The sequence below is a fragment of the Streptomyces sp. NPDC008163 genome (genome assembly GCF_042956885.1).
Classification (GTDB): Bacteria; Actinomycetota; Actinomycetes; order Streptomycetales; family Streptomycetaceae; genus Streptomyces; species Streptomyces drozdowiczii_A.
Genome location: NZ_JBIBHG010000009.1, coordinates 199,010 through 225,938, shown reverse-complemented (window position 1 = coordinate 225,938; position 26,929 = coordinate 199,010). Strand labels below are relative to the sequence as shown.

25 protein-coding genes and 1 pseudogene are annotated in these 26,929 nt (G+C 72.4%); 12 read left to right on the top strand and 14 right to left on the bottom strand.

Annotated elements, in window-relative coordinates; all coding sequences use genetic code 11:
* Positions 1–267: 267 nt before the first annotated feature.
* Complete coding sequence (locus ACFZAT_RS21470; RefSeq protein ID WP_391265817.1) at positions 268–1,218, top strand: AsnC family transcriptional regulator; 951 nt, start codon at positions 268–270, stop codon at positions 1,216–1,218.
* 10 nt (positions 1,219–1,228) lie between these two features.
* On the opposite strand, the gene ACFZAT_RS21465 is transcribed toward ACFZAT_RS21470, so the two are convergent.
* Genes ACFZAT_RS21465 through ACFZAT_RS21455 form a run of 3 tightly spaced genes read right to left on the bottom strand, consistent with a single transcriptional unit; the run spans position 1,229 to position 4,668 of the window.
* Entirely contained in the window at positions 1,229–1,999 is a 771-nt protein-coding gene (locus ACFZAT_RS21465; protein ID WP_391265816.1) for a phosphatase PAP2 family protein, read from the bottom strand.
* Positions 2,000–2,953, bottom strand: coding sequence for a YhjD/YihY/BrkB family envelope integrity protein (locus ACFZAT_RS21460; RefSeq protein WP_391265815.1), 954 nt, complete (start codon positions 2,951–2,953; stop codon positions 2,000–2,002).
* Positions 2,953–4,668 carry a diacylglycerol kinase family protein gene (locus ACFZAT_RS21455; protein ID WP_391265814.1) on the bottom strand — a complete coding sequence of 572 codons (1,716 nt, stop codon included), beginning with the start codon at positions 4,666–4,668 and terminating at the stop codon, positions 2,953–2,955. Before ACFZAT_RS21455 ends, ACFZAT_RS21460 begins: the two co-directional genes overlap by 1 nt.
* A gap of 189 nt (positions 4,669–4,857) precedes the next feature.
* Here ACFZAT_RS21455 and ACFZAT_RS21450 point away from each other — a divergent pair, with 189 nt between their 5' ends.
* On the top strand, positions 4,858–5,238 hold the full coding sequence (locus ACFZAT_RS21450; RefSeq protein WP_391265813.1) for a VOC family protein: 381 nt from the start codon (positions 4,858–4,860) through the stop codon (positions 5,236–5,238).
* Between the two features lie 47 nt (positions 5,239–5,285).
* Entirely contained in the window at positions 5,286–5,717 is a 432-nt protein-coding gene (locus ACFZAT_RS21445) for an SRPBCC family protein (RefSeq protein WP_391265812.1), read from the top strand.
* Between the two features lie 11 nt (positions 5,718–5,728).
* Here ACFZAT_RS21445 and ACFZAT_RS21440 read toward each other — a convergent pair whose 3' ends face one another.
* From ACFZAT_RS21440 to ACFZAT_RS21430, 3 genes are all read right to left on the bottom strand, one after another.
* On the bottom strand, positions 5,729–6,217 hold the full coding sequence (locus ACFZAT_RS21440) for a flavin reductase (RefSeq protein ID WP_391265811.1): 489 nt from the start codon (positions 6,215–6,217) through the stop codon (positions 5,729–5,731).
* 111 nt (positions 6,218–6,328) lie between these two features.
* Positions 6,329–7,612, bottom strand: coding sequence for a DUF5933 domain-containing protein (locus ACFZAT_RS21435; protein ID WP_391266060.1), 1,284 nt, complete (start codon positions 7,610–7,612; stop codon positions 6,329–6,331).
* Positions 7,613–7,923: 311 nt separating this feature from the next.
* Positions 7,924–9,723, bottom strand: a complete 1,800-nt coding sequence (locus ACFZAT_RS21430; protein ID WP_391265810.1) for a cellulase family glycosylhydrolase — start codon at positions 9,721–9,723, stop codon at positions 7,924–7,926.
* Between the two features lie 277 nt (positions 9,724–10,000).
* Here ACFZAT_RS21430 and argJ point away from each other — a divergent pair, with 277 nt between their 5' ends.
* Positions 10,001–11,173, top strand: a complete 1,173-nt coding sequence (argJ, locus tag ACFZAT_RS21425; protein ID WP_391265809.1) for a bifunctional glutamate N-acetyltransferase/amino-acid acetyltransferase ArgJ — start codon at positions 10,001–10,003, stop codon at positions 11,171–11,173.
* Positions 11,174–11,224: 51 nt separating this feature from the next.
* Here argJ and ACFZAT_RS21420 read toward each other — a convergent pair whose 3' ends face one another.
* From ACFZAT_RS21420 to ACFZAT_RS21410, 3 genes are all read right to left on the bottom strand, one after another.
* On the bottom strand, positions 11,225–11,593 hold the full coding sequence (locus ACFZAT_RS21420; protein WP_391265808.1) for a DoxX family protein: 369 nt from the start codon (positions 11,591–11,593) through the stop codon (positions 11,225–11,227).
* 3 nt (positions 11,594–11,596) lie between these two features.
* Positions 11,597–12,196, bottom strand: coding sequence for a TetR family transcriptional regulator (locus ACFZAT_RS21415; RefSeq protein ID WP_391265807.1), 600 nt, complete (start codon positions 12,194–12,196; stop codon positions 11,597–11,599).
* An 81-nt stretch (positions 12,197–12,277) separates the two neighbouring features.
* Entirely contained in the window at positions 12,278–13,168 is an 891-nt protein-coding gene (locus tag ACFZAT_RS21410) for a TIGR03620 family F420-dependent LLM class oxidoreductase (protein WP_391265806.1), read from the bottom strand.
* 206 nt (positions 13,169–13,374) lie between these two features.
* On the opposite strand from ACFZAT_RS21410, the gene ACFZAT_RS21405 reads away from it, so the two are divergent.
* The 4 genes from ACFZAT_RS21405 (at position 13,375) to ACFZAT_RS21390 (ending at position 17,703) form a co-directional block, all read left to right on the top strand.
* The gene (locus tag ACFZAT_RS21405; RefSeq protein ID WP_391265805.1) at positions 13,375–14,910 is read left to right on the top strand and encodes an MFS transporter; all 1,536 of its coding nucleotides are present in this window, start codon (positions 13,375–13,377) and stop codon (positions 14,908–14,910) included.
* A 325-nt stretch (positions 14,911–15,235) separates the two neighbouring features.
* Positions 15,236–16,120, top strand: coding sequence for a GNAT family N-acetyltransferase (locus tag ACFZAT_RS21400; RefSeq protein ID WP_391265804.1), 885 nt, complete (start codon positions 15,236–15,238; stop codon positions 16,118–16,120).
* 67 nt (positions 16,121–16,187) lie between these two features.
* Positions 16,188–16,955 carry a restriction endonuclease gene (locus tag ACFZAT_RS21395; RefSeq protein WP_391265803.1) on the top strand — a complete coding sequence of 256 codons (768 nt, stop codon included), beginning with the start codon at positions 16,188–16,190 and terminating at the stop codon, positions 16,953–16,955.
* Positions 16,956–17,037: 82 nt separating this feature from the next.
* Complete coding sequence (locus ACFZAT_RS21390; RefSeq protein ID WP_391265802.1) at positions 17,038–17,703, top strand: hypothetical protein; 666 nt, start codon at positions 17,038–17,040, stop codon at positions 17,701–17,703.
* A gap of 78 nt (positions 17,704–17,781) precedes the next feature.
* On the opposite strand, the pseudogene ACFZAT_RS21385 reads toward ACFZAT_RS21390, so the two are convergent.
* Both ACFZAT_RS21385 and ACFZAT_RS21380 read right to left on the bottom strand, forming a co-directional pair.
* Positions 17,782–18,465 (bottom strand): annotated as a pseudogene (locus ACFZAT_RS21385) (response regulator); the annotation flags it as partial.
* Complete coding sequence (locus ACFZAT_RS21380; protein WP_391266056.1) at positions 18,462–19,697, bottom strand: histidine kinase; 1,236 nt, start codon at positions 19,695–19,697, stop codon at positions 18,462–18,464. The pseudogene ACFZAT_RS21385 and the gene ACFZAT_RS21380, both read right to left, overlap by 4 nt.
* Positions 19,698–19,941: 244 nt before the next feature.
* Here ACFZAT_RS21380 and ACFZAT_RS21375 point away from each other — a divergent pair, with 244 nt between their 5' ends.
* Genes ACFZAT_RS21375 through ACFZAT_RS21365 form a run of 3 tightly spaced genes read left to right on the top strand, consistent with a single transcriptional unit; the run spans position 19,942 to position 23,594 of the window.
* A complete protein-coding gene (locus tag ACFZAT_RS21375) occupies positions 19,942–20,649 on the top strand; it encodes an ATP-binding cassette domain-containing protein (protein ID WP_391265801.1) in 708 nt (235 codons plus the stop codon).
* Positions 20,646–22,997, top strand: coding sequence for an FtsX-like permease family protein (locus ACFZAT_RS21370; protein WP_391265800.1), 2,352 nt, complete (start codon positions 20,646–20,648; stop codon positions 22,995–22,997). Before ACFZAT_RS21375 ends, ACFZAT_RS21370 begins: the two co-directional genes overlap by 4 nt.
* A 33-nt stretch (positions 22,998–23,030) precedes the next feature.
* On the top strand, positions 23,031–23,594 hold the full coding sequence (locus ACFZAT_RS21365; RefSeq protein ID WP_391265799.1) for a YrhB domain-containing protein: 564 nt from the start codon (positions 23,031–23,033) through the stop codon (positions 23,592–23,594).
* Here ACFZAT_RS21365 and ACFZAT_RS21360 read toward each other — a convergent pair.
* Positions 23,588–24,838 (bottom strand): cation:proton antiporter, encoded by a 1,251-nt coding sequence (locus ACFZAT_RS21360; RefSeq protein ID WP_391265798.1) that lies wholly within the window; start codon positions 24,836–24,838, stop codon positions 23,588–23,590. The two genes, ACFZAT_RS21365 and ACFZAT_RS21360, sit on opposite strands and share 7 nt — an antisense overlap.
* Positions 24,839–24,977: 139 nt before the next feature.
* Here ACFZAT_RS21360 and ACFZAT_RS21355 point away from each other — a divergent pair, with 139 nt between their 5' ends.
* Positions 24,978–25,352, top strand: a complete 375-nt coding sequence (locus tag ACFZAT_RS21355) for a VOC family protein (RefSeq protein ID WP_391265797.1) — start codon at positions 24,978–24,980, stop codon at positions 25,350–25,352.
* Between the two features lie 92 nt (positions 25,353–25,444).
* On the opposite strand, the gene ACFZAT_RS21350 is transcribed toward ACFZAT_RS21355, so the two are convergent.
* A complete protein-coding gene (locus tag ACFZAT_RS21350) occupies positions 25,445–25,693 on the bottom strand; it encodes a DUF5133 domain-containing protein (RefSeq protein WP_391265796.1) in 249 nt (82 codons plus the stop codon).
* Between the two features lie 236 nt (positions 25,694–25,929).
* Positions 25,930–26,832 (bottom strand): DUF3626 domain-containing protein, encoded by a 903-nt coding sequence (locus ACFZAT_RS21345; RefSeq protein WP_391265795.1) that lies wholly within the window; start codon positions 26,830–26,832, stop codon positions 25,930–25,932.
* Positions 26,833–26,929: the final 97 nt, after the last annotated feature.

Below are 26,929 nucleotides of genomic sequence, written 5' to 3'. Positions count from 1 at the left end.
TAGCGGCGGGTCCGGGGGATGGCCTGTCACGGAGTGCGGGGGAGCGACTCGCTTGACGAGGGCACGACACGAGTGACGCATGAACACCACTGTGTCGTAAAGGGTTTTGGACTGGTCTCTGTGGTCCAGTCCAGTGAAGAATCCGGAGAGCTGGGGCGACACCGCCAACCGGGTGAGAAGTTTCACTCCGCTGAAACCCCGGCGCGCGCCCGGCGCTCCCCGAGGCGGCCGCCGGGGGCGGCATCGGCACCGGCCTACACTGCCCGGATGGAACCGGTCACGCTGGACGCACTCGACCTGCGGCTCCTGCACGCCCTCCAACTCGACGGCCGGGCCCCCTTCAGCAAGATCGCCGCAGTGCTCGACGTCTCCGACCGCACCGTCGCCCGGCGCTTCGGCAAACTCAGGTCCGGCGGCATCGCCCGCATCGCCGGAGTGACGAACAGCCACCGCCTCGGCCACGCCGAATGGCTCGTCCGGCTGTGCGTTCCGCCCTTCCGGAGCACCGTCCTCGCCCGCGCCCTGGCCCACCGCCCCGACACCGCCTGGGTGGCCGCCCTGTCGAGCGGCACCGAGATCGGCTGCGTCTTCCGCGTCGCCGGGGAGGGCCCGGCACCGCTGGCCGCGTTGGGCCGCCTGCCGTACGTCAGCCACGTCGAGGCACACCGGGTGCTGCGCCCGGTCATGGAACGGCGGTGGTCCGGCCGGAACCTGGCGCTGACCGACGACCAGATCACCGCGCTCACGCCCGAGCCGGCCGTCGACCCGGAACCGGTGGAGCTGACCGACCTCGACCACCGGCTGCTGCCCGCCCTGGCCGCCGACGGCCGCGCGGCCTACCCGGACCTGGCCCGGCGGATCGGCTGGTCGGAATCCGCCGTACGCCGACGGCTGCACGAACTGCGCCGCATGGGCGTGCTCCAGCTCGATGTCGAGATCGACTCGGGCCTCTTCGGCTTCTCCGTGCAGTGCATGCTGCGGCTCTCCGTCGCGCCCGGCAGCCTCGCCCAGGTGGCCCGGGCCCTGGCGGAGGACGCCGAAGCGGCCTTCGTCGGCACCATGACGGGCTCCCGCAACCTGGTCGCCGTCACCGTCTGCCGGGACGCCTCGGCCCTCGACACGTACCTCACCGAGCGTGTCGGCACCCTCGGCGGCGTCGAACGCGTGGAATCAGCCCTGGTCACCGCCTACTTCAAGCGCTCCGCCCCGGCGGGCTGAGACCCGCCGCTCAGCGTTCCGGGGCCGTACCCGTCAGCTCGGGTTCCAGACCTTCCGTCATCTCGCTGCGCCCCAGACCGGATTCGGCGCGCCACGCCTCGAAGGCCCAGGCGGTCCACGCCACCACGGCGAGCCCGAGCAGCCAGCCGCCGACCACATCGCTGAACCAGTGGACACCCAGCGCGACCCTGGTGAAGCCGACACCGAGCACCGACAGCACCGCCACCGCCCAGCACACCACCCGGCCGCGCCGGGGCACCAGCGGCAGCAGGACCAGCAGCAGCACCGCGAACGTCGTCGTGGCGGTCATCGCGTGCCCCGACGGGAACGAGAAGCCGGGCGCCCGCGCCACCGGATCCTCCAGCGACGGCCTGGCCCGCTCGACCACCACCTTCACCAGGAGGCCCGTCAGCCCCCCGGCCACCGCCGTCACGGCGGACCAGGCCGCCAGCCGCCAGGCCCGCCGGTACAGCAGCCAGCCGGTCAGCAGCGCGACCACACAGCGCAGCGTCAGCGGGTCCCAGACCCAGTCCGACAGAAAACGCAGCGCACTCGTCCAGCCCGGGTGCGCGAGCGCCGTGCTGTGCAGCCGGTCGGCCGCACCCGAGTCCACCGCCCGCACCGGCCGCCAGTGACCCTCCACGAGGACCAGCACCAGTGCGAACGGCACCGCGCACACCGCCGCGACGGCAGCAGCACCGAGCAGGCGCATCCCGAACGCGCGGTCAGCGGCCCGTCGGCGGTGCTCCCGCAGCAGACGTGTGGTGGTTCGTACAACCATTCATGCTCCCGGATCATCTTGAATCGGCCCGGGCCGGCGGGCGCGGGCAGCCTCCAGCTGCGCCGCGAAGGACAGCCCGAGGAACAGGGCTATGGAGGTCAGATAGGCCCACAGCAGCAGCGACATGAAGGCGCTCAGAGGCCCGTAGACCGTGTCGAAGGAGCCGCTGAGCGAGAGGTACTGGCTCAGCAGATACGTCAGCGCCGTCCACAGCACCAGATAGAGGGCCGCGCCGAAGGCCAGCCAGGTGTAGCCGGGCTGGTTGCGGCGCGGGGAGCGCCGGAAGATCGCGCTCGCCGACATCAGGGCCAGCAGCAGACCGATCGGCCAGCGCAGCAGGTCCCAGGTGAACCGCGCCGTGTCACTGAGGTGGTAGACCGTCGCGGCGGCCGCGACGAGGTCGCCGCCGACGACCATCAGGATGAACCCGAGCCCCAGCGGGATGCCGGCCGTCAGCGACATCACCAGACCCCGGAAGTACTTCTGGTGGAAGGGGCGGTCGCGCTCGACCCCGTAGATACGGTTGGCCCCGCGCTCTATCTGGCACATCGCCGTCGTCACGTTGACCAGCGAGAAGAGCAGACCGAACCAGAGCGTGAGCTGCGACCCCTCACCGGCGCGCCGGCGGCTGCGGTCGAGCGCGTCGTCCACCACCTCGGCGCTCGGCCCGGCCGCGATCCGATGGATCGTCAACTCCGCGAGCCTGCCCACGTTCTCGGTGTGCAGCGAGGCCGACAGGCCGACGAAGGCGATCACCAGAGGTATCACCGCGAGGACCGTCTGCAGCGCGAGTGCCCGTGAGTGGCTGAAGCCGTCGGCGTAACGGAACCGTACGAACGAGTCACGCACCAACGGCCAGCGCCCGTAGCGTCGCAGCGACGCCAGCGCCTCGTCCGCCGTCAGCTCGTCGCCCGTCATGTGACGGGTCTGCGGCACTCGCGTCGCCGTACCCATCACTCACCCCCGGACGGCAGGAGCACGGTCAGCGCTCCCGGACGCACCTCGGCGACGAGCCGGCGGCCCCGGTCGACCGGGTCGCCGTCCAGCTCCCTCGACTGCGCTGTGGCAAAACGGAGTTCGGCGCGGCGGAAGGTGAAGTACTCCACGGGTGTGCCGGCGGAGCCGCCCGCCTTCGGACGCCCGCGCAGCACCGCCCCGACGGCGCGCAGCCAGCCGCCCGGGCCGTGCGGGTCGAACACCGCGAGATCCAGGAGCCCGTCGTCGGGCTCGGCGGACGGGACGAGCGTGGCCCCGCCCTGTACGTCCCCGATATTGGCGAGCAGCACCATCCGCGCCGTACGACGGACCACCGGGCCGTCGTCCAGCTGGAACGACAGCGACATGCGCGGCGCCCGCAGACCGCGCAGCCCGGCGATCACATACGCGGGCCAGCCGATCGCGGCCTTCGCCGCACTGCCGGTGTTCTCCAGCATGGCGGCGTCCAGGCCCGCCCCGGACATCGCGGTGAAGTGGGTGGCGGGCAGGCCGTCGCCCTCGATCCGGCCGAGGTCGATCCGGCGCTCGGTGCCCGAAAGCGCGGCTGCCAGCGCATCGGCGGGCGCCACCGGCAGACCCAGGTTCCGGGCGAGCAGGTTGCCCGTGCCGCACGGCACCACGGCCAGCGGGACATCGGTGCCGGCCAGCCGGTCGGCCGCCGCCCGGATCGTCCCGTCGCCGCCGCACACCACGATGAGCGACGCGCCCTCGCGCACCGCCTCCGCGGCCTGCCCGCCGCCGGGGTCGTCGGCGGTGGTCTCGATGAACTGCGCCGCGTGATGCCCGTGCTGTTCCAGGACGAGTCGCAGGGTCTCGCGCTGCACCTCGTCCGTCACCGTCGGGTTGACCACGACCACCGTGCGGCCGGGGATCCGCTCGGCACGCTCGGCGGCCGCATCCTGGGCGATCTCCATCGCGTTCTTCGGGACCGGGGCCGGGCTCGTGCCCTCTGCCAGCAGGGTGCGGCCCGCCACCAGGAGCGACAGGGCGCCGTTCAGCATGCCGCCGAGCACGTCGGTGGGGTGGTGCATGCCCCGGTAGAGCCGGGCGAGCCCCACGAGGAGCGGAATGAGCAACAGCAGCCCGGCCAGCACCTTGTTGCGCCGGGTGCGCCCGCCGGGCAGGAGGGCCAGCACGGCGAGACCCGCGTAGAGGGCCGTCGCCGCGCCGGTGTGCCCGGAGGTGTAGCTCGCCGTCGGCGGAGACGCGTCGAGCCGGTCCACATCGGGGCGGTCGCGGTCCACGCATATGGTGATGACCAGGAACACCAGGGACTGGAGCGAGACACCGACGGCCAGGAAGACGGCCTGCCGCCACTTCGGGAGCCGGGGGAGCACCACCAGGCCCAGGCAGACCAGAACGGTGATCGCGATGATGGTGAGGGTGTTGCCCGCCTCCGACGCGACGAACGACATGTCGGTCAGGGGCCCGGTCCGCAGGCGCTCGAACCCCTCATTGACCTCGTCCTCGACGCTCAGGGGCCAGATCGAGTGCGCGGGCCCCGTGATCAGGAGCCCGAGTCCCACCATCAGAGCGGCCTGGCACACGGTGAGCGCGGCGAGGCGCAGCCCTGCCGTGCGGACACCGGTCGTCAGGGCGGGGGAGCGGCCCGGACCGGCGGGGGCACGGGGCTCCGTCGTCCGGACGGGTCTCTCCGGCTGGGTGGCAGACATGGGTTCCCCCTGTTCGGCGGTGGGGAAGGCTTCGGCCTTCCGGTGCACCGCCGTCTGCCCCGTAATCCGCCGGGCAGGCATGCAACGAGCCGCGGCCATGAATTCGCAGGTGACCGGGTGTGACCGGAGGAGGCGCGGGTACGTGGAGCGGCGTCCGGAGAACGAGAACCCGCGAACAGGAGGACGGTCATGGCGGTGCCGAAAACGGGTCTGCTGGTGCTGGACTGCGCCGAACCGCAGGAACTGGCGGACTTCTACGCCGCCCTCCTGGGCGCCGAGGTCCGTCCCGGTGACGACCTCGATGTCATCGAGGTGGTGGGCGCGGCCGGGATCCACCTCGCCATACGCAGGGACCACGGCTACGCACCGCCGAGCTGGCCGAGGCCCGACGATTCGCAACAGGCCCATCTGCGCATCCTGGTCGCCCGCGAGGACATGGACGAGGCGGAACGGGAAGCGGTCGGCCTCGGCGCACGTCCCCTGGACACCAAGAACAACGGCGGCCCACGCGACACCCGCCTCTACTCCGACCCCGCCGGACACCCCTTCACGCTGGCCACGCGCTCCTAGCGCTGTCCGCCGGCACCGATCGCACCTACCTACGACTAGGAGTCCCCATGTCTTCCTCGATCGTCGAGACCGTCGATATCAAGGCCCCGGTCGCCGTGAGCTGGGCCCTGTGGAGCGATGTCGCCCGCTGGCCCTCCTTCCTGAGCCACGTCAATCGCGTCGACCCGCTGGACGCGCGCCGGTTCGCCTGGCAGCTCTCCCTCCCCGGTGCCGACAAGGAGTTCGTCGCCGAACTCACCGAGGTGATCCCGGAGAACCGGATCGCCTGGAAGACCATCGAGGGCGTTCACCACGCCGGGGTCGTCACCTTCCACCGGCTGGACGACCAGTCGAGCCGGGTGGCCCTCCAGATCGAGTACGAGCCGCAGGGTTTCGTGGAGTATCTGGGCGCCCTCACCGGCCTGGACAAGGTGCTGGCCAATTACGACCTCGGCGAGTTCCAGAAGCTGGCCGAGCGGACCGCGCGGGGCGACTTCTGACGGTCCGGCGCTCAGTCCACGGGGTGGCCCGGCGGAATACCGATGGCGTCGGTGACCGACAGGAAGGGGAAACCCTCGTCCGCCGGGTGGTGCATCTCCTCCGGGGCGAGCAGATGCCCGATGTGGTCGCCGCCGTCGACACGCTGCTCGACGCGGCCGACGAACCAGGCCGGTGCCTCGTCCAGCACCGGCACCCCGCCCGGCCCGGCGTGCCAGGCGACCTGCGCGAACTTGTCCGTACGGTCGCCGGTTCCACCGCCGAAGAGCCGGGCCAGCCGGTCCTGGTCGCGGCGGAGCAGATGGACGGCCAGCCGGTCGGCGCGGGCCGCGATCCGGCAGGTCCGGTTCAGCTCCGACAGCCACACCATGAACCGGGGCGGCCGCATCGAGCACTGCGACCCGAAGCCGACCAGGCAGCCGGCCCGCTCCCCGTCCGCCTCGGCGGTCACGACGTACATCGGGTAGTCCAGCGCGTCGGTGAACCGGTCGAATGCGTGCACGGCGGGGCGCTCCTTGCCGGGGTCTCGGGTCTCTGACGGCACCACCCCGCCGGTTCGCGAACCGGCGGGGTGGTGCGTCGCCATACGTTACCCAGGGACGTGGACGGCGGCTCAGGCCATTTCGGGCTGCGGCTCCAGCTTCGGAACGGGGGCGGCCTTCGGCTCCCAGCGCCGGTTGATCCGTACGTACCCGTAGATCACCGAGCACATGGACAGGACGACCAACGGTCCGAACACCCACGGGTGGTGGGCCATCTCCAGCGACAAGTAGCGGTACGACACCAGGAGCGCGGCGAAGACCACGGTGCCGTAGGCGACCAGGCCCACGGCCGGCCGGTCCCAGCCCCGCTCCAGCGCGCGCATGCCCGTCTCGATCGTCAGCGTGAACACCACACCGGCGACGAGGTCCGCGCCGTAGTGGTAGCCGAAGCCCAGGGTCGCGGCGAGCGTGGCGAGGAGCCAGAAGGTACCGGCGTACCGGAGGAACTGCGGGCCCTTGCGGGAGTGGATGAAGATCGCGGTGGCCCACGCGGTGTGCAGGCTGGGCATGCAGTTGCGCGGGGTGATCTCGTCGAACGGCATGTGGTGCGGGGTGCCGACCGGCACGACGGCGTCGGGCCACATATCGGCCACCGCCCAGTGGCCGCCGTCGGAGCCGAACGCGAAGACCGGGCCGACCACCGGGAAGATCATGTAGATCGCCGGGCCGAGCAGACCGATCACCAGGAAGGTGCGCACCAGGTGGTGGCCGGGGAATCGGCGGTCCTTCGCCACGTTGCGCAGCTGGTACACCGCGACACAGACCGCGGCGACGGCCAGCTGCGCGTAGACGGCGTTGAGGAAGTGGGTGCCGGCCGAGCCGGTCGCGTTCACCAGGCGGCCCACCACCCAGGAGGGGTTGCCGAGCGCGTGGTCGGCGTTGGCCATGTACTGGTCGAGCACCTCGGGGCGGGTCTTGGACGTGATGACCAGCCAGGTGTCACCGGTCTTCCGTCCCGCCACCAGCAGCAGACCCAGACCCACTCCCTTCAGGAGCAGCATGCGCTCCTGGCCCGTGCGACGGGTCAGGGCGATGACCGTGACGCCCACGATCACCCAGAGGGCACCGTTTCCGAAGGGGTGGCCCTCCTCGACCGGGACATCGGCCATCCACCTGATCAGGGCGATGACGACGTCGATACCCGCGGCCACACCGAGCGCGACGAACCGCTGGCGCCAGGTGAGGACCACCATCATCAGACCCATGCTGGCGTACAGCAGGAAGCCCGATTTGGGAGCGATGACGATTTCCTGCACCTGAGTGGTGACCGGCCCCGGCAGCCCGTAGTGGCGTGCGGCGATCTCCAGCGCGACGAGGAACGCGAGTGTCACCACCGCCGCCCCGGTCCAGAGGATCACTCGTGGCCGACGCCATGCGGCGAAGGGTATTCGGCGGTCTATTCGCGAAAACACCCGCGATGTCCTAGATATCAATTCTCTGGCCGATGTCCTGGGTTTTGGTCAAATAGGTCGCTTTTCATGCCGCATGGCATGGTGTGCGGGCGATGAGGGTGGTCGCCGGGGTGGGATCATGCTAGCCGAGGCGTTTCGACGGGTATTTCGGTGGTCGTGTCCGCGTTCGAAAGTGGTGTCCCGAATGCGGTGTAGCCCGCCACGAGGGGCGGGCTACAGTGCTCCCTTCCGGAGCGGTTCGTGCGGACGGGCGGTCAGGACAGCGTGCAGCTCACGGTCGGCACGGCTCCGGCGGCCGGTGTGCCCTGGAAACCGAAGCTGGTGTGCGCTCCCGCCGCGAGCGCGCCGTTGTAGTCGGTGCTGGTGACGGTGACGGAAGCGCCGCTCTGTGTATAGGACGCGTTCCACATGTTGGTGATCTTCTGGCTGCCGCCGTAGGTCCAGGTCAGCTTCCACGAGGTGGCCGGTGCCGTACCCGTGTTGGTCACGGTGACGTCCACCCCGAAGCCGCTGCCCCAGTCCCCGTTCACCGTGTAGACCGCCTTGCAGCCGGTGTTGCCGCCGGAGCCCGTGGTGGTGGCGGTGACGGACGCGGAGGACGCGGAGGTGTTGCCGGCCGCGTCGCGGGCCCGGACGGTGTACGTGTACGAGGTGCCGGACGTCACACCGGTGTCGGTGAACGTGGTGCCGGTGGCGGTGCCGGCCTTGGTGGAGCCCCGGTACACGTCGTAGCCGGTGACCCCGGTGTCGTCGGACGCGGCCTTCCAGGACAGGGAGACGGACGTGCCGGTGGTCCCGGTGACGGTGAGGCCCGTCGGGGCCGTGGGCGCCTGGGTGTCGCCGCCGCCGCTGCCGCCCCCGTTGCCGAAGTCGGGCGCCTTGATGCTCGCGAGGTAGCCGTCCTTCACGGTGTCGACCGAGGTCCAGTCGTCCTTGAGGATGCCACCGGTGTCGCCGGAGTTCGGGTTCCAGGACCAGAAGGTCCACGAGAAGCTGTCGCCCCCGTACTGGCTGGTGGGCCGCAGATAGTCGGCGAGGGCCTTCAGCCACTTCTGGTCGGTGGTGGACTGGAGCGTCGTGCCGAACTCGCCGACCCACACCGGGGCGATGTTCTGCTTGAAGATGTAGCCCCAGTACTTGTCCCAGACGCCGGGCATGTTGGCCGGGAACGAGGAGTCGGTGAACCAGGGCTGCTGGGCGACGCTGGTGGCGTAGTCGTGCGCCGAGTACACCACCTTGTGCGGCACGCTCAGCTCCACCGGATACTGCCCGACGCCCATGAGGTTGCCGCCCCACCAGCCGGACACCCCGTCGAAGGTCTGCACGCCCTCCACGAAGATCAGCAGGTTCGGGTTGGCGGACAGTACGGCGTTCCCGCCGCGCTGCGCCGCGAGCCGCCAGTCCTTCGTGGTGTCACCGCAGCCCCAGCAGGCCGGGTCGTGCGGCTCGTTGTGCAGGTCGATGCCGACCACCGCGTCCTTGCCCGCGTACCGGGCGGCGAGGGACTTGAGGTTGGCGAGCCACGTGGACTCGGGGACGGCCGAGGTGTACCAGAGCGCGGACTGGCCCGCCGAGTCCGGGCGGTGCCGGTCCAGGATGACCTTCATGCCGACGCTGCCCGCGTGGTCCACGATGCGGTCCATCACCTGGAGCGAGTCGAGGCCCGCCAGATCGGAGTTCATCCCGGCCGAGTAGTTGATGCTCGCCGGTTCGGTGCCGGTGAAGATGTCGTCGCTGTAGGGCAGCCGGATGGTGTTGTAACCCAGCGACCGCATCTGGTCGATCATGCTCTTGTAGTCGCGGGACCAGAGTCCGTGCGGCACGTAGTTGGCGGTTTCGAAGCCGAACCAGTTGATGCCGGCGATGCGGACCGGCTGGTTGCTCGCGTCCAGGATCTGCCGCCCGCTGGTGTGCCAGTAGCCGGAGCCGGCGGCGGCCGTGGCGGTCGCGTCGGCCGATGCCGTGTGGGCGCCGGCGAGGGGCAGGAGCAGGGCCGCCGCGGCGACGGCGACGGTTCGGGCGGCTCTTCGGAAGGTGCGGAGAGGGTGAAGCACGGTGCTGGTTCCTCTCTCGGAGGCGCGGTGCGGGGCACGAGACGGAGTGGGAGCGCTCCCATCTGGCGCAATAAAAGCGATAGAGCAATGAGCATGTCAATGGGCGTGCGGCGTTCACATGTTGAACGCGCCAGGAGGCGCCGGTCCGGGCGGTCGCACCTGGTCGCGCGGAGCGCGGGGAGGGTGCCGCCGCGTGGGTCGCCCGGCCGGGAAACGGGCTGGACGCGCCACTCTCCATGCTGCAAGAATATTCCACATGACGCATGAACATGCATTGTTGACGAATGATCAGCCGACCTGGCCCACCGGCTTTCGCGGGTACACCGGTCATGGCGGGTTGCGCGACTTCGGGGACGACATCTCGATCGTCGCCTCGGACCGGCCCGCGACCAGCGCCGCCGTGTTCACGCAGAGCCTCTTCGCTGGTCCGGCCGTGCTGCTCAGTCGCAGGCACGCCGCGGGGCGCAGCCTCCGCGCCGTCACCACCCTGGCGCAGAACGCCAACGTCGCGACCGGGCGCCGGGGCGAGGAGAACGCCGCCGAGGTCGTCCGGCGCGTGGCCGGAATCCTCGGTGTCCCCGAGGGCGAAGTGCTCATCGGCTCCACGGGCGTCATCGGCCGCCCCCTGCCGATGTCCACGATCCTCCCGCACTTCGACAGGGCCGCCGAGCGGGGCCCCGCCGCGTTCACGGCCGCGCCCCAGGACGTGGCCCGCGCGATGATGACCACCGACACCCGCCCCAAAACAGCCTCCCGCACCGTCGGCCGGGCGCGCATCGTGGGCGTGGCGAAGGGCGTCGGCATGCTGGAGCCCAACATGGCCACGATGCTGGCCTACGTGTTCACCGACGCCGGGCTGTCACCGGCCGAGCTGGACGCCGCGCTGCGCGGAGCCGTGGGCCGTACGTTCAACTGTCTGAGCGTCGACACCGACACCTCCACCTCCGACACCGTGGCCGTCATCGCCAACGGGGCGGCCGGGCCGGTCGACCCCGCGCCGTTCGCCGAGGCGCTGGCCGATCTCTGTCTGGATCTCACCCTGCAACTGGCGAGCGACGGCGAAGGGGCCACCAAGCTTCTGCGCGTCACCGTGGACGGCGCCCGCGACCACGCGCAGGCCAAGCGCGTCGCCAAGAGCGTGGTGAACTCGCCCCTGGTCAAGACCGCCGTCCACGGCGCGGACCCCAACTGGGGGCGGGTGCTCATGGCCATCGGCAAGAACACGGACGACACCGACATCGTCCCGGCCCGTGTCACCGTGAGGTTCGGTGACATCGAGGTGTATCCCGAGGAGCCCGAGGCGGACACCCTGGGCAAGCTCGTGGACCTCATGCGACGGGACGAGGTGGACATCGCGGTCACGCTCGGCATCGGAGAGGGCGAATCGACGGTGTACGGCTGTGACTTGTCCGCCGGATACATCCGCGTCAACGCCGACTACACCACCTGACCGACGGGTCCGTCGCCGTGGTGCACCCGCGCACCGCGGCGACGGGCCGGCTCACACCCGTACGAAGCACCCCACGAGCACCGCCAGCGAAACCACCAGCATGCCCAGGCAGTTCACCCAGAACGTCATGTTCAGCGCACGTGCGCGAATGTGCGCGACGGCGGCGGCGAGGAAGTAGACCACGATCGCCGCCGTCGTCGTCATGGCGACGCCGGGCACCCGGAGTCCGACGACGAGACCCGCGACCGAAGCGGTCTTGGCGGTGGTCAGGACCCACCACCACTCGCGCGGAAGCAGTACGCCCTCCAGGCAGTCCACGATGAACTTCGGCGGGCGCAGCATCATCGCCGCGTCGCCGGCCTGGATGACGAGCAACACCACCACCGGCCATACGGGGGAGGGGAGTTCGAGGAGCGACATGGGTCAGTTCCCTTCCTGCGCGGTGACGAAGGCGGCGATGGTTCCGAGCCTCGCCGCGGTCTGCTGGGGTTCGGTCGTTCCGGCGGCGAGCAGCATCAGTTCGCCGAGATAGCCGGCGAACATCACCTGCGCCCCGAGCCGGGCGCGCGCCTCGTCCATCCCGTCGTTCACCATCGCGGCTGCCAGGTTGTCCTCGGAGAGCGCGCGGAGTGCGCCCAGGGCGGCGTTCTCCGGTCGGCCCCGGACCAGGGTCCGGAAGTACGCGCGGGCCAGATCGTCGTTCTCGGCGAACAGGGCCAGGAACGGGTCGAAGTAGTGCGCCAGATAGTCGACGGCGGGCGGTGCGGCGCCTGTTGTCGCCGGTTGGGGCGGGGCCGGGATGCGGTCGGCGATGGCCTGGTCGTACACCTGGCTCAGCAGCGACTCCTTGTCACCGACCGCCATGACCGCGCCCACCGAGACCCCGGCCTCCGCCGCGATCTGACGCACCGTCGTGCTCTGGAAGCCCCGCTCGTGGAAGAGCCGGGCGGCGGCCCCGACGATGCGGGCCGTGGTCCGCCGCTTCTGCTCCGCACGGGTTGAGTGAACGTGTTCACCGAACATGTTCATAATGTACGAGGAAGGCTCCGCGCACGCAAGAGCCCCGGTCCGCGCGGTCGCGGACCGGGGCTCGGACGCCCTTCGTTACAGCTCGTCGCCGAACGCGTCGGCCAGCTCGCGGTACTCGGCCAGCGGCAGCGCCTTCCGGCTCTCGTCCGCGGTGACCACCTGGAGCGCCACGTGGTCCGCGCCCGCCTCCACGTACTCGCGCGTCCGCGCCTTCACCCGCTCGGCGTCGCCCAGCGCGAACAGGGCGTCCAGCAGGCGCGCGCTGCCGCCGCCGTCGAAGTCGCCCTCCGTGAAGCCGAGGCGCAGCAGGTTCCCGGTGTAGTTCGGCAGCTTGAGGTACATCGCCAGCATCCCGCGCGCCGTGTCCCGGGCCCGGTCGAGGTCGGTGTCGAGCACCACGGACAGCTCGGGCGCCAGCAGCGCGTCCGGGCCGAGCGCCTGCCGCGCCTCCGCGGTGTGCGCGGCGCTGACGAGGTAGGGGTGCGCGCCGAGCGACCGGTCGGACGCCAGCTTCAGCATCTTGGGGCCGAGCGCCGCCAGCAGCCGGTGCCCGGAGCCCACGGACGGGTCGGCGGCGTCCAGCGCGTCGAGGTAGTCCACCATCGCGCTGTAGGGCTTCGCGTACTGGGGGACCAGCGCGTCGTGGCTGACCCCCAGGCCGAGGACGAAGCGGCCCCGGGCGCTCGCGTCGATGGCGGCGATCCGGGCCGCCACCTCCTCGGCGGTGTGGTTCCAGATGCTCAGGATGCCGGTCGCGACGGTGATGGTCCGGGTGGCGTCGACGAGCGCGGCGGCGTCATCGGGCGAGGGGCTGCCGCCGAGCCACAGCGTCCCGTAACCCAGCTCCTCGATCTCGGCGGCCGCCTCCGCGACCGCCTTCTTCCCGTCGGTGTCCACCCGCGACACGTGCAGGCCGCCGTTCCAGATGCCGACCCGGCCGAACGTCTCACGCTTCTCAGAAGTCATGCCGAGGACAACAGCGCACGGCACGCACTATTCCCGCACCTGCTGCGAACGGGTGGACCGTTCCCCGACACACCGTCAGTGGGCCATGCGCGGGGCCCATGTGGCGCAGTCGCCGCGTGTGCGGCGGCGGCGCCGGGGCAACTGGCGGATATTGGATGCTCTGCGGCTCCGCAGGACGCACCCGCCCGGACGAGGAGGTAGCTGCCGTGACGACCCCCGCCGCATCGGAGGGACCCGGAGACAGGGAACATCGCCCGCCCGGGGGAGGGCGTGACCGGCGCGACGAGGCGGCGGCGCCCGGCGACTCCGGAGTCGGCACCGTCACCACCGCCGTACCCGCCAGACTCGACCGGCTGCCGTGGTCGCGCTGGCACTGGATGATCGTCATCGGCCTCGGCACCGTATGGATCCTCGACGGCCTCGAAGTCACGACGGTCGGCAACATCGCGGGCCGGCTCTCGGAGGACGGGTCCGGCCTGGACATCACGTCCGCCCAGGTCACCGGGCTGGCCGCGGCCCTCTATGTGGCGGGGGCCTGCACGGGAGCGCTGTTCTTCGGCTGGCTCACCGACCGCTACGGCCGCAAGAAGCTCTTCATGGTGACGCTCGCGGTCTACCTCGCCGCGACCGCCATGACCGCACTGTCGTTCAGCGCCTGGTGGTTCTTCCTCTTCCGCTTCCTCACCGGCTTCGGTATCGGTGGCGAGTACGCGGCGATCAACTCGGCCATCGACGAGCTCATCCCCTCGAAGTACCGGGGCCGCGTCGACCTCATCATCAACGGCAGCTACTGGCTGGGCGCGGTCGGCGGCGCGCTTCTGTCGATCGTCATGCTGGACACGGACATCTTCCCCAAGGACCTGGGCTGGCGCCTCACCTTCGCGCTCGGCGTCGTCCTGGGCCTGGTGATCCTCCTCGTACGCCGGCACGTCCCGGAGAGCCCTCGGTGGCAGTTCATCCACGGGCACGGCGAAGAGGCCGACGAACTGGTCGACTCCGTCGAGCGGGAGGTCGAGGCGGAGAAGCACGAGAAGCTGCCGCCGCCGGCCGGAGAGATCACCATCCACCAGCGCAAGAGCATCGGCTTCGGGCTCATTGCCAAGACCGTCTTCCACAGCTACCCCAAGCGCGCGGTGCTCGGCCTCTCCCTCTTCATCGGGCAGGCGTTCCTCTACAACGCGATCACCTTCGGGTTCGGCGCGATCCTGACGACGTTCTACGACGTGCAGAGCGGGCACACCGGCTACTACTTCGCGGTGATCGCGGCGGGCAACTTCATCGGCCCGCTCGTGCTGGGCAAGCTGTTCGACACCATCGGACGGCGCATCATGATCGCCACCACGTACATCCTGCCGGGCATCCTGCTCTTCATCACGGCCTGGCTGTTCGACCGCGGCTCGCTGACCGCCAACACCCTCACCGCGTGCTGGTGCGTGGTGCTGTTCTTCGCGTCGGCCGGCGCGAGCAGCGCGTACCTCACGGTCTCCGAGGTGTTCCCCATGGAGACCCGTGCGATGGCCATCGCCTTCTTCTACGCGATCGGCACCGCGGCCGGCGGGATCAGTGGCCCCCTGATCTTCGCCGACCTCACAGAGTCGGGTGTCCCCGGTGACACCGCCCTCGCGTTCTCCATCGGCGCGGGCCTGATGTGCGCGGCCGGCCTGGTCGCCGCCTTCCTCGCGGTCGACGCGGAGCAGCGCTCCCTGGAGGACATCGCCAAGCCGCTGTCCCAGACCTCGTAGCGCCCCGGGCGCAGCTGCGGTGCGGCGCGCTGAACACGGTGACGGGCCGTCACGACGACCGTGCCGGCGTCGGCCGGGGTGGCCCGATGGCGCTGGAGGACGCCCTCGTGCTCGCGCGCCCGCCCGGCCGTTGGTGGCGGGGGGCTGATGATGCCGGTCGGCGCCCGCCTCATCCCGGGGAGAGCCAGGACCCGGCTCTCCCCGTACGGCTGCGGTGAACTCCCCGCCGCGCAGGCGGGCGTGCCACTGGACCGAGGTACCGAAGAGGGGCTCCGGGCCGGAAACCGGATGCGGTCCGGCCGCGCGGTGGTGTGGGATCGAAGGCATGACGATCGCACTCGCCACACCCGACACCGAGGGACTGACCGTGGCGGCGGACGCGCTGCGGGACTGGCAGACCGAAGGCGCACCGATGCAACTGCACCCGGGCGACCTCGGCTGGTACGTGCGGAACGGCCCCCGGGCCACCGCCGAAGCGGTCAGGACGTGGAGCCGGGCCGGGCGGATCCTCGCCGTCGGGCTGCTCGACGGCCCCGGCCTGGTCCGGCTGACGACCGCGCCGGACGCCCGCCGGGACGAAGACCTCGCGCGACGGGTGGCCGACGACGTGTGCGTTCCCGGTCACGGGGTGCTGCCGGAAGGCCGGGCGGCCGTGGAAGCACCGCAGGACGCGCTGGTCCGGGAGGTGCTGGGGGAGCGGGGCTGGGGAATCGACGAGCCGTGGACGCCGCTGCGCCGCGACCTGACCGCGCCGGTGCCCCCATCGGACCTGGCCCTCGAGACCACCGGCCCCGACCTGGCCCACCTCGTCGCCGCCGTCCACCGCTCGGCGTTCCCGGGCTCGCGGTTCACGGACGCGGGGTGGCGTGCGATGGCGGCCGGGCCGCTGTTCACCGAAGCCCGCTGCCTGCTCGGGCGCGACGAGCGGGGCGAGGCGGTGGCGACGGTGACGGTATGGTCCGCCGGCCCGGGCCGGCCGGGGCTCCTCGAACCGATGGGAGTGCACGGGGACCACCGCCGCCGGGGCCACGGCAGGGCGATCACCCTGGCCGCGGCGGCCGCGCTCCGGGAGCTCGGCGCGTCGAGCGCGCTCGTCTGCACCCCGAGCTCCAACACCGGGGGCGTCGCCGCCTATGTGTCGGCGGGCTTCGACCGGCGCCCCGAGATCCACGACCGGTTCCGGCCGGCTGAGGCGGACGCCGCTCGCTGATCATGGAACGCGCTGTTCTGGGCACATGGCGGGCGACGACATTCGCGACCCGCCGAAGGAGACGCCCGTGCCGATACGCAGAACGAGAGGCGTCACACCCCGCCCCCGCGCCACGGGCGCGCTGCGGAGCCCCCTGCTGACCCTCGCCCTCGCGGGTGCCGTGATCGGCGCCGCCATCCTGCTGTTCGTCCGCTTCGCGCACTGGGCCGGCGCCCATCCGGTCATCGCCGTCCTGCTGGCGCTGCTCGCCCTGCCCGTGCTCTACATCCTGTTCCGGGCCATGCCCCGGGCCCGTGAGCTGCGCCGGGCGGCCCGCGCGGGCATGGGGCCGCCCCCGGAGGAGATGATCCCCGGTCCTCCGGCTGTCTTCGACGTCCTGCCTGCCCCTACCGATGTCCGGGACGGCCTCACCGCCGTCATGCCGCCGCCGGTCCCGGACTTCGCCGCCCTCGACCCCGACGGCTTCGAGGCCGCCGTGGCCGATCTGTGCGAGCGGGACGGCTGCCGAGAGGTCGAAGTGGTGGGCGGAGCAGGTGACTTGGGCGCAGACGTCCTCGCCACGGCCCCGGACGGCCGCCGCGTCGTCGTGCAGTGCAAGCAGTACGGCCCCGAGCACAAGGTGGGCTCCCAGGACCTCCAGCGCTTCGGCGGCACCTGCTGGACCGTCCACGGTGCGCAGCTCGCCGCCGTGGTGACGACCAGCGAATTCACCGCGCCCGCCCTGGAGTACGCGGAGGCGTGCGGCATCCGCTGCGTGGACGGCACCGCTCTCGCGGCCTGGGCGGAGGGCTCGGGTGCGGCCCCCTGGGGCCCGGTGATGCTGGACACCGCCTGAGAGGCGCGGCCGGAGCCTGGGCGCCGGTCCGGCCCACCGCGTAGGCTCGCGGCAACAGAAGCTCACTGGGGAGGAACTGTCCGTGGACGCTTCGGAGTTGGCCGGTGCGGCGGTGCGGGTGATGACCGGGGGTGAGCAGGCCGCGAGCGGCCGCAAGTCCGCCGTCCAGGAGCTGGTGTGGGGCCGACTGGGCCGCAGCGACCTCGGGGCGTCCGCGCTGAAGCGGCTGCACGAACAACCCGGTGAGGGCTCGGCGGCCATCGTGGCCTCCGTGCTCGCCGACGACCTGCGTGCCGACGCCGACTTCCGGGCGCGGCTCGACGCGGCACTCCGGGTGCCGCCACGCCCGGCCGAGAATCCTGGGGCCAGGGCAACGGCCCCGTCCGTGTCCGCGATCGACCCGGGGGCGCGCGGGCGAGCGGCATCCCGTTCCGTTCCGCTGCCGTCCCGGCCGGCCGCGGCCCGGGTCCGGCCCGAGGACACGGCCCGCGCGGTGCTCATGGTCTGGCTGCTGGGGCTGCCCCAGGCGATCGTGGCCTACGTCATCCTCAGCGTGTGCGCCGAACGCAGGGCGGGTGCGGGCCTCCAGTACATCATCCTGGTCATCTCGGCCTGCGTGGCCGGATACGCGCTCTGGAGCGGGATCCGCTTGCTGCGCCGAGGAGCGCCGAACCCCTCGCTACGAGCCGCGACATTCCTCGCGGCCCTGGTCCTGCTGAGGCTCGCGCTCTGGGTGTTCGGCGTGTGAGCCGGTGCCGGACTTCTGCCGAGGCGCAGGCGGCGGCGCCCAGGGTGACGTGGTCCGCGCCTCCGGTCCGGCCTCCCGGTCCCCGTCGTCCCCGTCCGGCTCGCCCACGCTGATCAGCCCTGTCTCGTACGCGGCGATGACCGCCTGGACCCGGTCCCGCAGGCCGAGTTTGGCGAGGATGCGGGCGACGTGCGTCTTCACGGTCGTCTCGGCCAGGTGGAGGCGCGCCGCGAGTTCCGCGTTGCTCAGGCCCCGGGCGAGCAGGCCCAGGACCTCCAGCTCGCGCGGGGTGAGCGCGGCGAGGTCGCGGTGCGGGGCGGCCGTGTCGCCGCCCCGCCGCGTGAACCGCTGCACGAGGCGGCGGGTGATGGCCGGGGCCAGGAGGGCGTCACCGGTACGGACGGTGCGCACCGCCGCCGTCAGCTGCTCCGGCGTGACGTCCTTGAGCAGGAAGCCGCTGGCTCCGGCCGACAGGGCCGCGTACACGTAGCGGTCGAGGTCGAAGGTGGTCAGGATGATGACGCGGGGCTGCCCGGCGTCCCCCGTGAGGATGCGGCGGGTGGCCTCCAGGCCGTCCATCTCGGGCATCCTGACATCCATCAGCACCACGTCCGGCCGGGTGCGGCGTACCGCGTCGACCGCCTCCGCCCCGTTCGTGGCCTCGGCGACGACCTCGATGCCGTCCGCGCCGAGGATCAGCCGGAAGCCGGTGCGTACCAGGGTCTGGTCGTCGGCGATGAGTACACGCGGTGGCTCGGTCACAGGGTCTCCAGGGGGATCAGGGCCTCCACACGGTAACCGCCGCCCGGCATCGGCCCGGTGCTCAGGGTGCCGTCGTGCACGGCCAGGCGCTCACGCAGTCCGATCAGGCCCCGGCCGCTCCCGGTTCCCGCACCCGGGCGCCCGCCCGTATCGGTGACGTCCACCCGCAGCCTGCGGGGCCCGTACGCGACGGACACGGCCGCCGACGCGCCGGACGCGTGCTTCACCGTGTTCGTCAGGGCCTCCTGGACGACCCGGTACGCGGCGAGTTCGATCCCGGGCGGCAGCGGGCGGGCCCGCCCCGTCACCGTGAGTCCGACCGGCAGCCCGGCGTCCCGGACCCGCCCCACCAGCACCTCCAGCTGGTCGAGCCCGGGCTGCGGCGCCGGCACCACCGCATCGGAGTCCGCCTCCCCGCCCTCCGCGGTCGCGGTCAGCAGGCCCATCACATGCCGGAGTTCGGTCATCGCCGCCCGGCCGCCCGCCTCCACTGCGAGCAGTGCCTCACCGGCCAGCTCGGGCGACGACTTCATGATCGTGCGGGCGGCACCGGCCTGGATGATCATCACGCTGACGTTGTGCGTGACGACGTCGTGCAACTCGCGGGCGATCCGGGCCCGTTCCTGCTCCACGGCGCGGCGCAGCGCCTCCTCCTGCTCGCGCTCCAGGACGGACAGCCGCGCCCGCCCCTCGTCGGAGCGCAGCTTCCACGTCCGCAGACCCACGGCGGCCACGGCCATCGGAATCAGGATCAGCAGCGCGATGTACTCGTTGGGGACGATCGGCGTCACCGAATTCCCGGAAGTCCCCACCAGCACCACCGACACCGGCAGCGCCACGAGCGTCGCCACCCGGTGCGGGCTGTACACGGCCGCGCTGTACACCGCGATCACGAACGCGTAGAACGTCAGGCGCATCACGCTCTGCGGGGTCGCCAGCGTCGCGGCCGTCACCACGCACAGCACGGCCAGCGGGCAGCGGCGGCGCAGCACCAGGGCGCCCGAGGCGACGGCCGCGAGCGCCACCATGAAGGCCATCCCGCCCGTGCCGGACGGGCGTTCCAAGGCGTAGGCCGTGCCACCGACCACCCGCACCACCACGTTGTCCGCGTTGTCCACGCCGTAGTACACGGTGGCGACGCCCAGGACCAGCCCCACCAGCACGTCGAACCGCCGGGCGCGCGCGGTGGGGCGGGGCGGCGGACCGCCCGCCCGGACCGCGTCCTCCCACATCCGGCCCAGCTTCGTACGTACATCCGTCACCGCTTCATTGTCCCGGCGGCGCGGACCCCGGGGAGTCCGCCCCCGTACCCATTCCGGCGACGGTACGTACGCCGCCCGCCTACATCGCAAGGACGACAGGCGCGCCGCTCATCCCGGCGCCGGACCGTGAAAGGGGCCGGGCGGCCGACGCGCGCGGGCCCGGTCCGCTCCTAGCGTTCACACCACCGAACGGCACATCACGAGGAGCACCGCCATGACCACCCCGCTGATCGAACTGCGCGAGGTGAGCCGTCGCTACGACGACGGCCCGCCCGCCCTGCACGAGGCGTCGCTGACCGTGCTGCCGGGGGAGGCCGTCGCGATCCTCGGCCCGTCCGGCAGCGGCAAGTCGACGCTCCTCAACCTCCTCGCCGGCCTCGACCGCCCCGACACCGGCACGGTCACCGTCGACGGCGTGCGCGTAGACCAGCTGGGCGAGGCCGCGTCCGCGCTGTACCGGCGCGCCCGGATCGGCATGGTCTTCCAGTTCTTCCACCTGCTGGACGACCTGACCGTCGCCGACAACGTCGCGCTGCCCGCCCGCCTCGCGGGCCTGCCCCGGGGCGAGGCGGCCCGCCGCGCCGCCGAACTCCTCCAACGGCTCGGCGTCGACCGCCACGCCCGCGCTCACCCCGGCCGGCTCTCCGGCGGCCAGCGCCAGCGCGTAGCCGTGGCCCGGGCCCTGATGAACCGACCGGCGCTGCTCCTGGCCGACGAGCCGACCGGAGCCCTGGACACCGCCGCCGGACAGGATGTCAGCCGACTGCTCACCGAGCTCAACGCCGAGGGCCAGACCGTCGTCCTCGTCACCCACGACCTCGCGCTCGCCCGCTCCTGCACCCACCGCACCATCCGCATCGCCGACGGCCGCATCACTCACGACCTGCCGTCGCGGTCCGTCGCCCCGGAGGCCGTCCGATGAGCGCGCTCGGCCGGGTGGTGGGTTCCGGAGTGGCGCGGCGCCGCGTCCAGACGCTGGTCGTCGGACTCGCCACGATGATGGCCGTGGCCGCGTCCGTACTCGCCGGATCGCTGCTCGTGGTCTCCGGCGCCCCCTTCGACGACGCGTTCGCCCGACAGCACGGCGCCCACCTGTCCGTGCGGTTCGACGCGGACGAAGTGAGCGCCGCGCGGCTGGCGGAGACCGCGCACACCGAAGGCGTACGGGCGGCTGCGGGCCCCTTCCGCACGGCGACGGTCACCCCGCGCGCCGACGCCACCGGCCCCGGCTGGCCCCTCACCGTGACGGGCCGGGCGGACCCGGGCGGCGACGTGGACGAGGTGGTCCTGACCGAGGGCCGCTGGGCCGCGCGCCCCGGCGAGATCGTCCTCTCCGCGGGCTCCTCCCTCTTCCCCGTCCTGGGCAAGGAGATCCGCTTCACCGGCCCGGCCGGCGAGCCCGCGCTGACCGTCGTCGGTGTCGCCCGCTCGGTCACCGGCACCTCCGACGCCTGGGTGGTCCCCGCCCAGATGACGGCCCTGACGCCGCCCGGCGACGGCGGCTACCAGATGCTCTACCGCTTCACCGAGGCGGACACCGCCGAGCGGATCTCCGCAGGCGCCGGCAGCGTCAAGGCATCCCTGCCCACCGAGGCCGCCACCGGCGAGCAGTCCTGGCTGACCGTCAGGAGGAACGCCGAGCAGGACACCGCCCTCTACGTTCCCTTCGTCCTCGCATTCGGCGCCCTGGGCCTGGTCATGTCGGTCCTCACCGTCGGCAACGTCGTCGCCTCGGCCGTCGGTACCGGGACACGCCGCATCGGCATCCTCAAGGCCGTCGGCTTCACCCCCGCCCAGGTCGTACGGGCGTACGTGGGCCAGGCACTGATCCCCGCGTCCGCCGGGACCGTCCTCGGCATCGTCGCGGGACACCTGCTCGCCGTCCCCGTGATGGCCGAGACCGAAGAGGCGTACGGCACCTCATCCCTGGCCGTCGCGCCCTGGGTCGATGCGGCGGTGATCGCCGGGGCGCTCGGCCTCGTCTCGGCGACCGCCTGGGCCGCCGCCCGGCGGGCGGGCCGGCTGCGTACGGTCGACGCGCTCGCCGTGGGACGCAACGCCTCGGCGGCGCGCGGCCGGTGGGCGGCCCGGATCGCCGGACGCCTGCCGCTGCCGCAGTCCGTCGCGCTCGGCCTGGTCCGGCCGTTCGCCCGGCCCGCCCGCGCGCTGGCCATGGGCGCCGCGATCCTCTTCGGCACCGTCGCCGTCACGTTCACCGTGGGGATGGCCGCCTCGCTCGGCGAGGTGATGAAGGCCAAGGCACACGACGCCGCCGATGTCGTCGTGCCCGCGCCCCTCCCGGACTTCGGGCCCCCGGGCGCCCAACGCCCCGCGCGGCAGGACCCGGCCGACCCGGCGGCCGTCGCGGCGGCGATCGAGGCGGCCCCGGGCACCGACAAGCACTACAGCGCCACCACGGTCCGCGCCACCCTGGACGGGCTCACCGGCACCACCGACGTCGTCGCCTTCACCGGTGACGCCTCCTGGGGCGGCTACACCATGGTCGCCGGCCGCTGGATCGCCCGGCCGGGCGAGGCCGCCGTCCCGTCCCCGTTCCTCACCGCCACCGGCACCCGCATCGGTGACACGCTCACCCTCGGCGGCCTGGGCGCACCCGTCACCGTACGGATCGTCGGCGAGGTCCTGGACCCGCGCAACGACGGCATGCAGGTCTTCACGGACGCGGCGACCCTCAAGGCGGCCCACCCGGACCTGACGGAGACCAGCCACCACATCGCGGTCGCCCGGGGCACCGACGCGCACGCCTATGCCGACGCGCTCGACAGGACCCTGCGGCCCCTGGGCGCCACGGCCAGGGCGGGCGGGCTCGGCGCGGGCGGCGACATGGTCGCCACGCTCAACGCCCTGTCCGCGATCCTCACGCTGATGCTCGTCGCCGTCGCCGCGCTCGGCGTGCTCAACGGGGTGCTCCTCGACACCCGCGAGCGCGTCCGGGAGATCGGCGTCCACAAGGCCCTCGGCATGACGCCCCGCCAGACCGTCGCCATGGTCCTCACCTCGGTCACCGTCACGGGCCTCGCAGCAGGCTGCCTCGGCGTACCGCTCGGCATCGCCCTGCACCGCCGGGTCCTGCCCGCGATGGGCGGGAGCGTGGGACTGCGCCTCCCCGACTCCGTGCTCGCGGTCTATCCCCCGGCCGGGCTGCTCCCGCTCGTCCTCGGCGGCCTCGTCATCGCCGCCCTGGGCGCCCTGCTGCCCGCGGGCTGGGCCGCCAGGACCCGTACGGCGGTGGCTCTGCGGACGGAGTAGACGGCACGCCCGCCCGTACGGAACGCTTCGTGCGTGATCGAGCGGGAAGAGGCGGTGCGCCTCGTCGAGGAGCAGTTGGAGCGCGAGCACCGCGCGTGGCTGGCCAAGGGCGTGGAGCAGCCGGCCGTCGCCGTGGCCGGAGCCGAGGAACACGAGCTGGTGTGGATCGTCTCCTGGCAGTCCGTCGACTACCTGCGGACCGGGGACTTCGCCCACCTGCTGATCGGCGTCGGGCCGTACCTGGTCGACCGGGTCGACGGGAGTCTGCACCGGATCGGCGCCGTCTCGGCGGTGTCCGGGGCGTGGCAGGACGACTACCGCGGCCGGATCAGGGGACTGCCCCTACGGACGGCTGTGGACGACCTCCACGACGCCGTTCGGGCAGTCGCCGCCGAGCACGGACGGCCGCACGCGGCGCGGGTCCTGCGGGCGAAGGTGCCGGGCCTGTCCCCGGCGGCGGCCCTCGCGTACGCGAATGCTCTGCTAGGCGCCGAGCCGCCCGCACACCTCGTGGCCGCCGCGACGGCCGAACTGGTGGAACCCGTCAGCCCGGTCGAAAGGGTGGAGACCGTCCGTCCGGGCCGCGCGCCTCAGTAGGCGCGTTCCCGCCGCCGGTCCAGGCGCCGGATCACCGGGGTCGCCGTCGCACCGTGCAGCAGCACGGAGACCAGGACGGTGAACGCCGTGACCGCCCACAGCTCGTCGGCGTACCGCGTGAAGGGCCCTTCGCCTAGCGCGTACGCCAGGTAGAAGAGCGAGCCGATGCCCCGTATGCCGAACAGGGCCGTGACCGCCCGCTCGCGCGGCTCCGTCGGGAAGCCCAGCTGGGCGGCGGCGCCGGCGACCGGGCGGATCACCAGGATGAGGGCGAGGGCGAGGAGCGCCCCCTGCCACGGGAGGTCGGCGAGGCCGGTGGCGACCAGATAGCCGCCCAGCAGGAACAGCAGCGCGGCGGTCAGCAGCCGCTCGATCTGTTCGCTGAAGCCGTGCAGGACCTGGTGGTAGCCGTGGCTGCGCTCGGCGCCCCGGATGGTGCACGCCGCGACGAACACCGCGAGGAATCCGTATCCGTGGAGCAGCTCGGTCAGCCCGTACGCGGTGAACGTGGCCCCGAGCGCGGTGAACCCCTCCATCTGCTGCGAGAGCCGGGCGTGCCGGGAGCGGAAGAACAGCCGGCCGAGCAGCCGGCCCACGGCCACCCCCGCGACCAGTCCGACCGCCGCCCGCACCAGCACATCGGACAGCAGCCAGTGGCCGACCCACCCCGCCGACCAGCCCCCGCCCGCCGCCGCCAACGCGACGGCGGCCAGCACGAACGGCATCGCGAGCCCGTCGTTGAGGCCGGCCTCGGAGGTCAGCGTGAAGCGGACCTCCTCCTCGTCCTCCTCGTCGTCCCCGCTGGTCGGCTCCCCGACCCGCACCTCCGCCGCCAGCACCGGATCGGTCGGCGCCAGCGCACCGGCCAGCAGCAGGGCCACCGCCGGCGGCCAGCCCATGAGCCACACGCCGAGCAGCGCCACGGCGCCGACGGTGAGCGGCAGGGCAAGCCCCAGGAAGCGCCAGGCCCCCGCCCAGGCACGCCAGCCGAAGGGCCGGTCGATCGCGAGCCCGGCCCCCATCAGCGAGACGATCACGCAGACTTCCGTCACATGCTCGACCCACACCTGATCCCGTACGGGATCCACGACGGGCACGCCGAGCGGCAGCAGGGCGAGCGCCGCACCCGCCACCAGGAACACCATGGGCATGGAGAACGGCCGCTGACGGACCAGCGGGGGAAGGGCGGCGGCCAACAGGATGCCGACCCCGGCCGCCGCGTATATGCCGTGCACCAACGTCATCCGGTACCGCGTCCTCCATCGGGTCGGCCGCGGCAGGCCACGCTGGCCTCGTATGCGGCGGGAGGAACCCCGGGTACCCGGCGGCCCGGCTCCCATACCCCGGATGCATGGGCGCGGGCGCCGGGGCAACGTGAGGGACATGACGACGAAGCTCGGTGCCTTTGTACTCGGTACGCCCGACCCCGCCGCCCTGGCCGATTTCTACCGCGCCCTGCTGGGCTGGGAGGAGGCCGAACGGGACCCCGCATGGGTCCGGCTGAGGGCTCCCGGACAGGAGCGCCCCGGCCTCAGCTTCCAACTCGAAGTCGACCACACCCCTCCGGTGTGGCCGCAACTCCCTGGGGTCCAGCAGATGCAGGCGCACCTGGACCTGGAGGTGGACGACCTGGAGGCGGAGACCCAGCGGGCGTGTGCCCTGGGCGCGAAGCTGGAGGAGCTCCAGCCCCAGAAAGACGTAAGGGTCCTGCGTGACCCGCACGGCCACCCGTTCTGCCTGTTCCTCCCGGGGGCCTGACGCCCCCGACGGCCCAGGGCCGTCACACACCGGCCGCCGGCGTCCCGGATCTCCCGGGACGCCGGCGGCCGGCTGCTCGCGCGGGGCGCGCCTCAGACGGGGACGGCCCCAGAGTGGTCGGCCCGGTCGGCCTCGGCGGCGGGGGCGCCGCGGCTCAGCAGGGCATCGGCGGTGCTCAGGGCCTCGCGTACGTCACTGACGCCCGTCATGACGCACAGGGTGTACGCGGTGTCCTCCCGCTGCCGGATGGTCTCCGGGGTGGAACGGCGCTCGTCCTCGATCACCGCGTCGGCATAGCGGGACAGCGCGGCACGCAGATCTGCGGGCGTGGGAAGCAGCACAGCCAAACTCCTCTACTGAACTGACCCTCCCGAGCCGATGGGGCGGCCGGGTCGGGGGCGTCGCTCACGACGATCATCGGATTCCCCGTCATACGCAGACCATTCCCACCGTTTTCGGCCGAAGAAGAATTCCCACGCCACCCGTTGACAACGCCGCTACGGGGCACACGTGCCCCATGGCCGGGGCGGCCGCCCTGCGGATGTGGACACCCAGCCCCGCACGGCAGGCCCCCCGGTCATCTGTCCCTCCGCGCCGGCACCGCCTCGCCCGACGACCCGGTGACCACCGCGCTCCGGTCCTCGTGCGGATGGCCGAAGCGTGCCAGGCAGTGCCACACCTTCTTGACCGCCTGCGGATCGAAACGCCCCGTGCACGCCGCCTCCCCGACGACACGGGGGTCGAGGACACCGTCCACGGCGATGGCCGCGCCCAGGTCCACGAACTCCTGCCCCCGGTAGCCGGGATGCCGGCGCAGCTCCTCCACCGTGAGCCGGAACCCGGAGTGCCACTCCACCGGGCAGCCCAGGCGCCCGGCGGCGTCCGCCACCTCGGTGCCCCGGTAGCAGGGGTCCAGGACCAGCGCCTCCACGTCGCGGTCCGGGCGGACCGGCCCGTGCACCTGCGCCTCGATGTAGTCGTCGAGCACGTCCTGCTCATCGGCCAGCGCGAGGGCGATCAGGCCCAGGCGCGCGGCGACCCCGAAGTCCGTGGGGTCGACGCAGCTGTCCGGATAGCAGAAGGTCGTACGCTCCAACGCCCCGGCGCCCAGCCGGAAGTGCGCGGACCCGAACCTCGGCGCCCCGCCCACCGCGTACCGGCGGAAGTTCAACGCCCCGTAGACGGGCCGCTTCCCGGCCGGCGCGTCGTCGTAGGCGCCGCCGAAGATCCTGCTCTCCCAGCGCCACCGGTCGCCGCCCGGATGGGCCGTGAGGCCGCCGTTGCTCGTTCCGGTCACGAACTGCGAGGAATAGACGCCGGTTCCGGCCATCGCGTCCAGTATCGGCCTGCCGTCCAGCAGCCGGTCCGGGTGGAAGTTCAGGGTCACCCGCAGGGCCGGATCCGCCGCGGGACCCGACGAAAGCGCCGTGACATGGGCGAGGGCACGCCGCTGGGGCGAGGCGAAGGAGAGGGAACTCATCGGCACAGTTTTCCCGCAAGCGGCCGGCGGGCGCACGCGGATATACCCCGCTCAGCGGGCGGCGGGGTGCCGGGCCGCTATGGTTTCCCCGCCGTGC